12 protein-coding genes and 1 pseudogene are annotated in these 12,643 nt (G+C 40.5%); 2 read left to right on the plus strand and 11 right to left on the minus strand.

The genetic code is table 11. The features are described 5' to 3' along the window. Nucleotides 1–24 precede the first annotated feature (24 nt). Both EXE29_RS07535 and EXE29_RS07540 read right to left on the minus strand, forming a co-directional pair. Nucleotides 25–1,224 carry a TIGR03862 family flavoprotein gene (locus EXE29_RS07535; protein WP_120364341.1) on the minus strand — a complete coding sequence of 400 codons (1,200 nt, stop codon included), beginning with the start codon at nucleotides 1,222–1,224 and terminating at the stop codon, nucleotides 25–27. Next, nucleotides 1,224–1,880, minus strand: coding sequence for a class I SAM-dependent methyltransferase (locus EXE29_RS07540; RefSeq protein ID WP_171356310.1), 657 nt, complete (start codon nucleotides 1,878–1,880; stop codon nucleotides 1,224–1,226). Before EXE29_RS07540 ends, EXE29_RS07535 begins: the two co-directional genes overlap by 1 nt. Before the next feature lie 85 nt (nucleotides 1,881–1,965). Between EXE29_RS07540 and EXE29_RS07545 the strand changes: the two genes are divergently transcribed. After that, nucleotides 1,966–2,139, plus strand: coding sequence for a DNA gyrase inhibitor YacG (locus tag EXE29_RS07545; protein ID WP_106986528.1), 174 nt, complete (start codon nucleotides 1,966–1,968; stop codon nucleotides 2,137–2,139). A 723-nt stretch (nucleotides 2,140–2,862) separates the two neighbouring features. Here the strand turns inward: EXE29_RS07545 and EXE29_RS07555 are convergent. From EXE29_RS07555 to EXE29_RS07575, 5 genes are all read right to left on the minus strand, one after another. Continuing rightward, nucleotides 2,863–3,507, minus strand: coding sequence for an MBL fold metallo-hydrolase (locus tag EXE29_RS07555; RefSeq protein ID WP_120364340.1), 645 nt, complete (start codon nucleotides 3,505–3,507; stop codon nucleotides 2,863–2,865). Between the two features lie 18 nt (nucleotides 3,508–3,525). Then, complete coding sequence (gene hemH / locus EXE29_RS07560; protein ID WP_120364339.1) at nucleotides 3,526–4,539, minus strand: ferrochelatase; 1,014 nt, start codon at nucleotides 4,537–4,539, stop codon at nucleotides 3,526–3,528. A gap of 63 nt (nucleotides 4,540–4,602) precedes the next feature. After that, nucleotides 4,603–5,631: a DUF4062 domain-containing protein gene (locus EXE29_RS07565; RefSeq protein WP_120364338.1), complete on the minus strand. Its 1,029-nt coding sequence runs from the start codon at nucleotides 5,629–5,631 to the stop codon at nucleotides 4,603–4,605. 127 nt (nucleotides 5,632–5,758) lie between these two features. Beyond that, on the minus strand, nucleotides 5,759–6,631 hold the full coding sequence (gene murI, locus EXE29_RS07570) for a glutamate racemase (RefSeq protein WP_120364337.1): 873 nt from the start codon (nucleotides 6,629–6,631) through the stop codon (nucleotides 5,759–5,761). Between the two features lie 45 nt (nucleotides 6,632–6,676). Next, a complete protein-coding gene (locus tag EXE29_RS07575) occupies nucleotides 6,677–7,288 on the minus strand; it encodes a DUF1285 domain-containing protein (protein WP_120364336.1) in 612 nt (203 codons plus the stop codon). 193 nt (nucleotides 7,289–7,481) lie between these two features. Between EXE29_RS07575 and EXE29_RS07580 the strand changes: the two genes are divergently transcribed. Beyond that, nucleotides 7,482–9,194, plus strand: coding sequence for an electron transfer flavoprotein-ubiquinone oxidoreductase (locus EXE29_RS07580; protein WP_120364335.1), 1,713 nt, complete (start codon nucleotides 7,482–7,484; stop codon nucleotides 9,192–9,194). A 322-nt stretch (nucleotides 9,195–9,516) separates the two neighbouring features. Here the strand turns inward: EXE29_RS07580 and EXE29_RS07585 are convergent, their stop codons facing one another. The 4 genes and pseudogenes from EXE29_RS07585 to EXE29_RS07595 all read right to left on the minus strand — a co-directional run. After that, a complete protein-coding gene (locus EXE29_RS07585) occupies nucleotides 9,517–9,963 on the minus strand; it encodes a hypothetical protein (protein WP_120364334.1) in 447 nt (148 codons plus the stop codon). A gap of 14 nt (nucleotides 9,964–9,977) precedes the next feature. Continuing rightward, nucleotides 9,978–10,286, minus strand: a complete 309-nt coding sequence (locus EXE29_RS17715) for a hypothetical protein (protein ID WP_228198738.1) — start codon at nucleotides 10,284–10,286, stop codon at nucleotides 9,978–9,980. 110 nt (nucleotides 10,287–10,396) lie between these two features. Then, nucleotides 10,397–10,966 carry a hypothetical protein gene (locus EXE29_RS17720; RefSeq protein ID WP_228198737.1) on the minus strand — a complete coding sequence of 190 codons (570 nt, stop codon included), beginning with the start codon at nucleotides 10,964–10,966 and terminating at the stop codon, nucleotides 10,397–10,399. Beyond that, nucleotides 10,963–12,643: pseudogene (locus EXE29_RS07595) on the minus strand (DUF2345 domain-containing protein); the annotation flags it as partial. The pseudogene EXE29_RS07595 and the gene EXE29_RS17720, both read right to left, overlap by 4 nt.

The raw sequence follows: 12,643 nt of genomic DNA on the forward strand, positions 1-12,643 counted from the left end.
GTTATAAGTCAACTTAAAGCCACATCAGTCTTGATGCAAATAGGCGTGTACGCCTTCACCTGCCGCGCGACCCGTCGCGAAACAAGCCGTAAGCAAATAGCCCCCAGTTGGCGCGTCCCAATCTAACATTTCACCTGCACAAAATAAGCCAGACTGCTGCTTGAGTTGTAACTGTTCAGAGAGTGCTTCGCGCTTCACACCACCCGCACAGCTAATCGCCTCAGCGATAGGACGAAAACCTGTTAATGGAATACATAAAGCTTTAATCTGCTGTGCCAATGCTTCTGGCTGTGACCAAAGTGCCTTAGGCACTAACTCACGAACCAATGCAGCTTTAGCACTGTCTAGGCTAGCTTTGCGCCACACATTACTTTGTGACTGCTTTTTATTGGGCTGCAGTTTTTGCGCCAATTGTTGCACCGACACTTCTGGCATTAAATCCAAATAAAGTGTCATGCCTTGAGTCACTTTAAGCATCGCCCTTAAAGCTCGACCTTGTTTATAAATCAGACCACTCTCTAAACCATAATGACTGATCACAATATCACCCATCGTACGCTCGCCTGCACCCACCCAAGCCTCTACACGCTTTAAGGGTTGGCCAAACACTGGTTGCATATATTGCGACCACGCCCGCTCTACGCCTGCATTACTGGCTTGAAAGGGTTCAATACTGTCGGCTTGTAACCAAGATTGCCATGCACCATCACTTCCGAGTTGCGACCACGACACAGCACCACAAGCTAAAACCATTGCATCAAAAGTTTCAGTCCGTGTTTCGTTCTGTTTTAAATCCAGTACCGTTAAATCTTGAGCCTCTAAGGCTGTCACTTGATGGCGATAATGAAAGCTTACACCATGCTCCACGAGACGCTTTAACCATGCGCGCAACAAAGGCGCAGCTTTCATTTCAATGGGAAACACACGACCTGAAGAGCCAATATATGATTCGATCCCAAGCCCCTTCATCCAATCTTGAATCCAATTGGCATCCCACTGCCGCACCCAAGGTGCAAGCCATTCTGCTTGGTCATAACGCTGAATAAATTGGGCTACAGGTTCTGCATGTGAAATATTTAAACCCGTCTTGCCTGCCATTAAAAACTTACGGGCAGCCGATGGCTTCTGTTCATAGACATGCACCTCATAAGCATATTGGCTCAGAACTTCAGCAGCCATTAAACCTGCTGGGCCAGCGCCAATAATGGCAACACGCTGTTTCATCATTCTGCTTCATTCTGCGTTGTGCTTGCAGTCTGACCCTGCAAAGGCTGAAAGTCATCAAAACGCGTTTGATAAGATGCAGGCTTGCTAATAATCAATTGCTGACACAACTCACCACGCTCTAAGTATTTAATTTCAAAGTGTGTACGAGCCGAATCAGCAGCGATAACTTCTTTAACAAAAGGCAACTTCCACACATCAATCAACTGCTGCTGTGCTTCAGCAATATATTCAGGAATATTACTGGCCAAAGTAATCGTACCGCCCACCTCTAAACGTGACAGTAAAAACTCAAAAAAAGGCATATTTAACCAGCGCTGTGCTGGATTATGTGGCTCTGGGTTCGGATATAAAATAAAAAATTGCTGCACTTGTGCAGGAAATAATGCATGAACCACCCAAGGCAAGGCATCCGCATGAATCGCTTGTAAATTTTTTTGACCTTCTATGCCATGTTGCTTTTGCATCGCAATAAATTTTTCACGTGTACGTTCCACAGCAATTAGTTGCTTATCCGGGTTGGATGCACTAAACAATAACGCGTGTTTCCCTTTGCCGGCACCAATTTCCACACAAATCGGTTGATTGGCAATAGCTTGGAAATCACGAGGTGCATGCATGCGCTGCGCTTGAAATTGACGAATCGGCATAATCAGATCAAACTAATAAAAACCGTACAAGTCTAACAAGTGTCGCGGTTTTTGCCTAATTGAATCATTTGCTCTGCTTGGAGTCGCCACTATGCCCACTTCTCTGAACTGCCCACGTTGTGGCGAACTCACTGTTTGGGAAAATAATATTTACCGCCCATTTTGCTCAGAGCGTTGCAAATTAATTGATTTTGGAGCTTGGGCCAATGAAGAATACACCTTACCCACCCAAGATGCGCCTCAAGCAGATGGTTCCGAGGAATAACATAAGACAGTATCACAATGTTGTTAGGTCTTTTATAGAGGGGACTTTCTTCCTCTCTTCAACTCCAAACCTACTTAAATAAGTAGCATTCCTACCATACATAACAAGTCACAAAACCGCCAAGCGCTTATACCATTTCATCAACCAATATACTTTTAACCTTCTTAAGCTACCTATGAAAATATCAGTAAAAATTTGCGCTTGTTAGCTTTGACTTCTCATAGATATGTGAATGTCATACATGGTAATTTTTTAGTGAAAAATGACTTTTTTGTCAATCACTTAGCGTTAAGTATTTTTATTTTCACCTCTATCTTTTTTTTAAGATTTAATTAAGAATATTGTCATTAATACAGATTATAAATAGTCATGAATACACAGCCTGTATTCATGTTTCAAGTGTACATAAATTTTACACTTAGTAGATGTGGGCCATCTTTATAGGCAACTCAAACAAACCTGTTGAAATGGCTTCAAAACAAAAAAAGAACGCTTTGGGGAGAGCTGTTGCTTATGAAAACGAAATTGATGTGCGCCATTATGGCGATATTTGTCTTATCTAGTGTGGGTTGTTTAATTATTGGAATACATAACTCAGACCTCATCTTTTTACTGATGGGACTATTAATGGGTACAGCTTCTGGTCTGATGTATCTAGAAGTTAAAAAGGAATATAGCAATCCTTTTAGTAAGGACTGAAGCCGAAGCTCCAGTCCTTAGTATTTAGCCAGCTTTACTTGCCACAAAAGGATTGTGTTGCTTTTCAAAGCCAATGCTACTGATTGGACCATGCCCAGAAATAAACTGGGTTTCATCGGGTAGGCTAAAACATTCACGTTGAATAGAATCTAGCAATTGCTGGTGATTGCCACGTGGGAAATCTGTGCGGCCGATCGAACCTTTAAACAGCACATCACCTGTCCACAGTAGACCATACTGTGCATTGTAAAACATGACATGACCTGGTGTATGACCTGGTGCAAAGCGCACTTCAAATTTTTCAGTGCCTAGTTGAAGCACCTCTCCGCCTTCAAGCCAAGTCGTTACCTCAACTTTTTCAGGAATTGGGAAACCATACTTTGCCGACACTTCCTGAATCATATCTAACCAAAATGCGTCTTCTTTATGAGGCCCAATCACAGGCACATCCCACACTTTTTGTAGCGTACCTACTGCACCTGCATGGTCCAAATGTCCATGCGTTAACCATAAGGCTTGGACCTTCAAACCCAAAGCTTCAACTTCAGCTTTTAACTTATCTGGTTCACCACCAGCATCAATTAAAATGGCCTCTTTGCTAACCGAATCCCAAACAATGGAACAATTTTGCTGAAATGCTGTGACTGGCACAATTTTTACTTGGAGCATGGGGCGAGACCTCAAAAATCAATGCGCTAAAGTATGTTTTAAAGCATCAAGATTAGCTTGAAGCAAACTATTGAGCAATTGCAAATGATCAGCACGATTATTCAAAGCTGGAATATAGGCATAAGAACCACCACCTGCTTCACGGAATAACGTCGCATTTTCAATCGCCAACTCTTCTAAAGTCTCTAAACAGTCCGCCGAAAAAGCAGGACTGAGCACCTGTACAGACTTCACACCTTGCTTAGCCCATTCAGCCAGTAAAGCATCGGTATAAGGCTTCACCCACTCCTGCTTACCAAAGCGTGATTGGAAGCTGATAGCCCACTGATCCTCTTGTAAACCCAATGCGTTCGCAAGCAATTGAGCGCTCACGCGACAACGATCAGCATAGGGATCCCCCTTATCTGCATAAGGTTGTGGTATTCCATGAAAGGACATCAAAAGCTTTTCGGGCTGACCATGTACCGCCTGATAGTCTAGAACACTTTGTGCCAAAGCTTGGATAAAGAGCGGATGCTGGTAATAATCACGGATAATTGAAATGCCCGGTAAGTTGCGTTGTTGCGGGATCCATTTCGCAAAAGCGTCATATAAAGGCGCCGTTGAAGTCGCTGAATATTGCGGAAAAAGCGGGAATAAAATGACATGATCTGGCTGCTGTTCGCTCAGCTGCGCCAGCGTCTGCTGAATACCTGGATTGCCATAGGTCATGGCAGGAACAACCTGCAAGTCAAACTCAGGGTATTGCGCTGTCAGATGCTGCTGAACTGCTTGTACCTGCTCGAACAAAATTTCCCGCATCGGAGAGTCTTGCTGCCACACAGAAGCGTAGGCATGTGCTACACGCTTAGGACGGAAAGGCAAAATAAATAAGCGTAGGATCAGCTGCCAAATGGGTTTGGGGATTTCAATGACACGCTGATCAGACAGGAACTGTTTTAGAAATGCACGGACTGCTGGCACAGTCGGTGCATCAGGTGTGCCTAAATTGGCTAAAATCACCGTCACTTTTGCTTTCGGCGCAGAAGACATCATGCTATTCCTATGAATTAGACCAGCCTACTGTATCAGTTTTAAATCAATTTATTAAATAGATTAATTTAAAGATTTAAATTGAAAAGTTCGATCAGAGTCTAATAAATTACTGTCCAACAATTTCGTGGCCTTCGACGTGACTTGCCAAAGCATGCGTTGGCGGTCATCGCGACCAGATTGCACAATCCACTCATTTTGTCGCATTTGCATTTTGATACTGTGCAAAGCACGAATATTAATTTGTGCACGCGCAACTGCATGTGCACGAGGCATTTCTATACGCGCATCCGACAAGCCATTTTCATTTAAATATTCATTCATACGCTTGGAAAAATATTCTTCCGGCGTTGGATTCATAAATGTAGTGCCCAAAATACTCAGCATTTGTGCCCAGGTTAATTTTTTCTGAATTTTTAATTCTTTAAAATTACCGTCTTGATAGGCATGCATACGGTATTCAAATGCAAAAACTTCATGCATCGACACTTTTGGTAAAGTTAAAAATGGATCGACTTCTCGCTTGCCTGCATCCGTTTCCAATTGTTGGATTTTATCTTTTAAAGCATCAATTTCATCTTGCAATACTTGAGAATTCTGTGGACGCACCCAACCCACCGCAGGGTAACGCTCCAACATTTGTGACATATTTAAACGCACTGCCATTTCCAAGTCACGCAGACTACGGTACGTAAAAATTTGATCCACTTCATTTTGCAAAAGCTGACGAAATTCTTTGAATTTTTCGGCTAATTCTGGCTTCTGATCTTGTAGCGCATGATCACGTGAAGATGGCTCATCGTGCATAAATACAATAATTGGCTTTTGCTTGGTCACTGCATAAATGTACTCAAGATGCATATATCCCACACCTGATACCGACTGCTCACCATAAGAGCTTCCCAATAAGATAATCACATAATCACAGTCATCAATTTGACGACGTGCAAATGCAGTACTCAATGGTGTCCGTTGCTCTAAGCCCCAGGAGAAAAAGCCCATTCCCACAAGAGTCTGAGCTAAAATCATGCGTTCAGGTTGCATTTCGCTACCAGACGTAGAAATAAATACTTGATAACGCTTATCGAGCATTGGTTATCCTCTTCCAAGTGCACATTACAGCTACTGTGACTAAGGTCACAACATGTTCTGCGATATGACTACCCCATATAAAATAATTTTTAATTAATTCAAAAGACTAACTTAAGTTATTTGATCATTAAATACCAATATTTTTAATGCTCCAAGACAAATCAGGTGCAATAAGATGACTCAGAATTGGTTTTAAATGATCTGCATTTTGCCCACTGACATAACATTCAATGCGCACATGCTCTGGCTGCCCATCATGTTCAAATAATAACTCATTTTTAATTAAAATTCGGGCTGTTTGTCGCGCAACGGCAGTTCCTGAGTCAATTAATGTCATTTTCTGACCAAAAATATGCTGAATTGCGTCTTTTAAGAAAGGATAGTGCGTACAACCTAAAACCAAATAGTCGACATTTTGATCAACAGCAGGTTGTAACACCTCTTTAAGCGTCACCAAACATGCCTCACTCATCTGAGCACCGGCCTCAACAAAAGGCACGAGGTCTAAGCACGTAATCGTGAGCACCTCAACCTGTGCAGGTTCGGCAAAGCGAGTCATCACATCTTTGATTAATTGACCACGAAAGGTCGCTGGTGTTGCAAGAACCGCAACTTTTTTTGATTTGCTTTGTAATACTGCAGGCTTAAGGGCTGGAACTAAACCAATGATCGGAAAGTTTTCACCATAATGCTCACGTAAATAATCCAGACTAAATGCAGAAGCAGTATTGCAGGCCACCACCGCAATTTTACAGCCTTGACGATATAGCCACTCAATGGCATGTGCGGTAAGTTCACGAATATTTTGATCTTCACGTGGGCCGTATGGCACATGTGCTGTGTCGGCATAATACACAATGCGTTCTTTGGGTAAATAACGTGCAATTTCTTGTGCAATGGAGAGCCCACCAATGCCCGAATCAAAGATTCCAATCGGTGCATCTGCCCCAGCTTTTGGCATTGGATCATGGAGTGGGTATAGAGGATGTATCGCGCTCATAGTACAGAGTTAAAATTGACGTATTCGATTCAGAAAGCTTAAACCTCAGCTGTCTAATTGCAAGTGCAAATTACCACTTTTCAAGCTTAATTGTGCCTGACCTTGTTCATTTTCAGTTAACTCTCCCATTTGCACCAAATGCATAAATGCCGCGCGCTGAATTAATGCATTTAACCCAAATCGGACCTGTACATAAGGTCTTAATTCACCAGCAAATTCACGCATAAATATACGATGTGTTGCATCAACCACCACAATATCGTCTGTAGTTGTTGTGAACTGGATATAGCGCTGACCTTCTATCTGAATTTCATCAACCTGATTCACAAATAAAGGCTCATCTTCGACCTCTATTTCAATCTGCTCGACTGGGGTTTTTAAATAGAATTTATCCGCCTCTTTCCAGAGTACAGTTGAGAATAGATTTATGAGGGCTTGGCGCTTGATCAATTGACCTTCGTGCCACCATTCTCCATTGGCTTTTACCTTCAAATCCATAGCGCCACAATGCTTTGGGTGCCATTGCTCTAAAGGGGGAATTGACTTTTTGTGACCGAACTGTCCATCTTTTAAGTATTGTGCAATCGCCATTAAATTTTTATTATCGGCTTGAGCTGTTTCTTTCGCCGAATTTGAGGGATTTTCATGATTATTCATAGCAGAAGACCTTACTGACGGAAAAATAATATGATTCAGCCAATTGGCTAGAACAAGGTTTAAAACTATACTAGCCCACAATATAAAAGGCACGATAATAAATTTGTGTCTAGGAATTCAGAACACTCATGGCAGCGCCAATATTAAAACGCAATAATTGGTAGCCACCTTCAAACCAGATGAGGAGTCCGACATGGAACACATCGAACGTGAATCGATGGAGTTTGACGTAGTAATCGTTGGTGCAGGCCCAGCGGGTCTTTCTGCTGCGATTAAAATCCGTCAACTTGCAATTGAAAATAACCTGAACGATTTGTCCGTTTGTGTCGTAGAAAAAGGCTCCGAAGTAGGTGCGCATATTCTGTCTGGCGCTGTGCTTGAACCACGTGCAATCAATGAATTGTTCCCTAACTGGAAAGAACAAGGCGCGCCTTTAAATGTGCCTGTTACTGAAGACAAAACCTATTTCTTATTGTCTGATGAAAAATCGCAAGAAATGCCACATTGGATGGTGCCAAAAACCATGCACAATGACAGCAACTATGTTATTTCATTGGGCAACGTGGTTCGCTGGTTAGGTACGAAAGCAGAAGAACTTGAAGTATCAATCTTCCCAGGCTTTGCTGCTTCTGAAATTCTGTATCATGAAGATGGTACGGTTAAAGGCATCCAAACTGGCGATATGGGTATTGGTAAAGATGGCGAACCAACACACAACTTTACCCCTGGCTATGAACTGCATGCAAAATACACGATTTTTGCAGAAGGCTGTCGTGGTCACTTAGGCAAACGCCTCATTTCTAAATTTGATTTAGATAAAGATGCTGATCCGCAGCACTACGGTATTGGTATTAAAGAGCTTTGGGAAATCGATCCTGCAAAACATAAAGCAGGTACGGTTATGCATGGCGCTGGTTGGCCTTTAACTGAAACAGGTTCTTCAGGCGGCTGGTGGTTATACCACGCAGAAAACAACCAAGTGACTTTGGGTATGATCGTAGACTTGTCATACACCAACCCGCACATGTATCCATTCATGGAAATGCAGCGCTGGAAAACACATCCGCTGATTAAACAGTTCCTTGAAGGTGGTAAGCGTATTTCTTATGGCGCACGTGCTGTTGTGAAAGGCGGTTTCAACTCATTACCGAAATTTACCTTCCCAGGTGGTAGCTTAATTGGTGATGATGCAGGCTTCTTAAACTTTGCCAAAATCAAAGGCTCTCACACTGCCATGAAATCTGGCATGCTCTGTGGTGAAGCTGTATTTGAAGCGATTGCAGCGGGTGTCGAAAAAGGCGGTGACCTTGCCATTGCTCGTGTGACTGAAGGTGAAGACTTCTTCGCTAAAGAAGTGACTGCATACACTGAGAAATTTAACAACAGCTGGTTAAAAGAAGAGTTATATAACGCGCGTAACTTTGGCCCTGCAATGCACAAATTCGGTACATTCGGTGGTGGCGCATTTAACTTTATTGATCAAAACATCTTTAAAGTGCCATTCACGTTGCGTGACTTGCAACCAGACTACAGTGCACTAAAAACTGTTGAAGCGAACAATGTTAAACCAAACTATCCAAAACCGGATGGCAAGTTAACATTTGACCGCTTATCTTCTGTATTCGTATCGAATACTGTACATGAAGAAAACCAGCCTGCTCATTTGAAACTGACAGATGCGTCTATTCCAGTAAACGTCAACTTACCAAAATGGGATGAGCCTGCTCAGCGCTACTGCCCTGCTGGTGTGTATGAAATTATGGAAGAAAATGACGGTTCTAAGCGTTTCCAAATTAACGCAGCCAACTGTGTACACTGTAAGACTTGTGATATTAAAGACCCATCACAAAACATTACTTGGGTAACACCTGAAGGCGGCGGTGGTCCTAATTACCCGAATATGTAATCTCTTTTTGAGATAAAAATAAACCCGCTTAGTGCGGGTTTATTTTTTAAATTTCAACATACAACTAGGTAAAAATTTTGAAATAGAAAAAACATAGAATAAATAACCCTGTAAAAATATACACAATAAAATTATTTAAAATACACTCTTCTTCTAACTTACTAGATTTAATATAAGTAAAAACCACACAATCATTGGGATATAAATAAAAATATATCAATAGTGAATTTATTATAAATATGAGCAAATACCCATCAATTCTGATTTATTAAATAATTCCATATATACTTCTAACAAAACCCTATCAACAATAAATTTATCTTTATAAAGAATCATCAAGCAATAAATTTATTTTAAATTTTTCAGATTTTTTCAAAAACCAACTCATTGAACCAGTAAATCTTTGGCATGTATAAGTACCACCATATTCAAACAAATCATAATGAACATTTTTCTCTAATAAGACATTGTAGCTATATAAATTTTTATTAATAATATTAACAGTATCAACCACACCTGTTATTGATTTTTTTTCAGCGTCAGGAAACAAGTTACTTTTCTCATCTACTAATTTAGATGGTTCGCAATAGATATAGCTACCCACTTCACTCCCTTTCTTTTCACGATAATTAACATTTGATAAAAAAATAATTTCTACATTTTGATTGTCATCAATCATTATTTTTTTAACTACAATTCCGTCATTTTCTGAATAAACACAAGCATTAATAAAAAAAACACACGGAATAATAAAAAATTTATAATTCATACTTAAAATCCAATCTAATTAATAAATTCTTTCAAAGAGTCCATTAATAAATCTAATCCTGTTTTATTTACAGTCACCTTAGATCCCAAAATCAGTTCAGCATCGACATGACTTGCTTTAGAATAGACATTATAAGTTGGTTTCTGATCCCTTGGATTCCATTGCCCTCCCAAATAAGCCACAATATCACTAAAATTCCAATCCTTAGGGTTGCAATAAAAATTAATCCAACTATCAGCACTACCTTTTGGATAATCCCAATATATATCTGAAATAGCTTTCACATTATATAGAGTTCCAACAGGATCAAGCGTTATTAACATTTTTACGTGATAACCTTTTTTAGTAAGAATATCTGATAAATGAGCAGCATTCCAACCACCTAAACTATGACCTATTAAATATATGAGTATATTTTTATTTGGAATTTTATCTAATACATTTTTTTTAAATTTTTCTCTTTAAAAACCTCATAATATCCTAAATACGTAGTTGCTCTATCATCAACAATCAAACGTTGTTGTTCTAAAGATAAGTCTTTTATTTTTCTTTTTAAATAATCTTTCCTCACATACATGACATTTTCATTTGGCCCAACAAGTGCATAAGGTCGTTTATCACCAGCTCCCCCTATAAAAAATATCATTGCTTTTGGTATGGGTTTAGGAGGAACCTTAACCCCTTTTTGATTGGAAAAGTCAGGATTCTGAGAAGCTGTTGAGCTAGGTAGTTTTTGTGTTGATTGATCAAATGACCCATTATTCAAAGCAAGTATTTTTAAATATACTTTTTTATTAGGTCCATAAATAACTTCACAACTTATTTGCTCGTCCTTATTGCATTCATAAATTTTAGTAACTCCATAAGTACCATTATTTTTCACGTCAAAGTTTTGAGGAGTACTATCTAACCAACCTCTCTTTACACTGAACATTCTATATTTAATATGTTGCCAAAGTATTGGACTATCAACCAATAATTTTAATCGTGCTGTATATATCATTCTTTATCCTCAATGTTTTTTTCTTCTATATCAAATCGAGGATCATCGATAATAATTGTATATTCCCTTGGTTCACTTGAGGGCGGTGTCTTAATATACCCATCTTCGGATAATTTACCTGTAATGACACTTCCATCTGCACCGTATAAAACATAACCTGTACCTGACGGTAATTTATTTCCAGCTTTATCTGTTGCAAAAAAACTTAAATAATTCAAACCTAACATTGGCATTTCTTCAATTTTCACATCAACTTTCCCTCCTCCTACAAACGTATGCTGCCCTGCCTTCACCTCAAACTTTCCAGCAGTCGTTGGCAGCACCCCTGCACTACTAATCTCAATTTGACTGCCACCTGCAGTCAGCACTATTTTCTTACTGGCTTTAATTTCCACGCTATCTTCCGTCGAAATAATTTGAATACCTTTTCGTGCAATAAAGTCCGCTCCATCACATTGGGCTTGGATTTCAACTTTGCCTTTGCCTGCATACGCACGCAATCCTTCTTGCGCTGCAAATAGACTAATCTTGCTTTGTGCATGAGCAATGAAGGATTTTTGACTGCTGATATTAATGCTATCACCTGCACTTTGGCTAATCTGCCTATCTGCTGAAACATGTATATCTTCATTGCTCGTCATCGCAATTGAGTTGGGCGCAGATAAAATCATTAAAGCTTGTTTAAAAGCATCGGCTTTTTCTTGACTGCCTTTTTCGATTTGTGCAATGAAGTTTTTTAAATTATCTAAGACTTCAAGCGGGTCAGTCTGTTGATTCTTAGCCACTTCACTTAATGCTTTACTGCTGTTTAAGTTGGCTTCGATTTGTTCTTTTGCAGCTTGTGCATCGAGGTGCATTGCTGCTGCTTGTTGTTGCGGGTGCGTACTGACAAGTAGCCCCTGTCCTGCACGTACTGCTCCCCATTGGTCTGTTCTTAGTTCAAAGCCCTCGCCTCGACCTTCACTTTCTGCAGTTTCTTTGGGATGACTGAGGTTTCCTAAGTTGAGCTGAGTCGCACCATGGGTACTTTGTAATTGTGTCGAGATCTGTCCAGTCGTATCATCAAAGCGCAGTTGTCCAAAGCCTTCACCTTGTACTTCCTTACTTTTTATTCCAGCCAGCTTTTTGGTCTCGGGTAATTGACCTTTATTGTCAAACTTGGTTGGACTGCGCTGTGCTTCATGTATGCGCCCCACCACAAATGGTCGGTCAATATTGCCGTCAAAGAAATCGATGACCACAATTTCATTAATACGTGGCAAGAATCTTGCGCCATAGCCTTCACCTGCCCACGGTGTGAGTACATCTACCCAGGCAGAATCCGTGTCATTGTCATTGCTTCCTGCACCGCCATCATGGCTGTGGTCATCACTGCGGGTAAATAAGAAGCGAACTTTGATTCTCCCCCATTCATCGACATATATTTCTTCACCGCGTGGTCCAACGACTTTAGCCCGTTGCGGATGAGTGCTTGGACGGTGTTCAAGTGGGTTATATGCAGGAACAGTTGGAGTATTGCGCCGTTGCAATGTAAGCTAATTGGCCTGACGCTCTGCCTGTTCATGGATGGGTTTAATGTTCCACTGGCTTTGTTCAATCAGTTGATTGACTTGTTCAGTGAGATCTTTGGGTAAGTTATTTTGGTTATAGAATTTCTTTTCTGTAATTAAAAATTCC

It is taken from the genome of Acinetobacter sp. WCHAc060006 (assembly GCF_004209135.1).
Classification (GTDB): domain Bacteria; phylum Pseudomonadota; class Gammaproteobacteria; order Pseudomonadales; family Moraxellaceae; genus Acinetobacter; species Acinetobacter cumulans.

What these genes read in the sequence shown, in the direction of transcription:
- EXE29_RS07535 (WP_120364341.1), bottom strand. Translation starts at nt 1,224, where the DNA reads ATGAAACAGCGTGTTGCCATTATTGGCGCTGGCCCAGCAGGTTTAATG.
- EXE29_RS07545 (WP_106986528.1), top strand. Translation starts at nt 1,966, where the DNA reads ATGCCCACTTCTCTGAACTGCCCACGTTGTGGCGAACTCACTGTTTGG.
- EXE29_RS07555 (WP_120364340.1), bottom strand. Translation starts at nt 3,507, where the DNA reads ATGCTCCAAGTAAAAATTGTGCCAGTCACAGCATTTCAGCAAAATTGT.
- hemH (WP_120364339.1), bottom strand. Translation starts at nt 4,539, where the DNA reads ATGTCTTCTGCGCCGAAAGCAAAAGTGACGGTGATTTTAGCCAATTTA.
- EXE29_RS07565 (WP_120364338.1), bottom strand. Translation starts at nt 5,631, where the DNA reads ATGCTCGATAAGCGTTATCAAGTATTTATTTCTACGTCTGGTAGCGAA.
- murI (WP_120364337.1), bottom strand. Translation starts at nt 6,631, where the DNA reads ATGAGCGCGATACATCCTCTATACCCACTCCATGATCCAATGCCAAAA.
- EXE29_RS07575 (WP_120364336.1), bottom strand. Translation starts at nt 7,288, where the DNA reads ATGAATAATCATGAAAATCCCTCAAATTCGGCGAAAGAAACAGCTCAA.
- EXE29_RS07580 (WP_120364335.1), top strand. Translation starts at nt 7,482, where the DNA reads ATGGAACACATCGAACGTGAATCGATGGAGTTTGACGTAGTAATCGTT.
- EXE29_RS07585 (WP_120364334.1), bottom strand. Translation starts at nt 9,963, where the DNA reads ATGAATTATAAATTTTTTATTATTCCGTGTGTTTTTTTTATTAATGCT.
- EXE29_RS17715 (WP_228198738.1), bottom strand. Translation starts at nt 10,286, where the DNA reads ATGTTAATAACGCTTGATCCTGTTGGAACTCTATATAATGTGAAAGCT.
- EXE29_RS17720 (WP_228198737.1), bottom strand. Translation starts at nt 10,966, where the DNA reads ATGATATATACAGCACGATTAAAATTATTGGTTGATAGTCCAATACTT.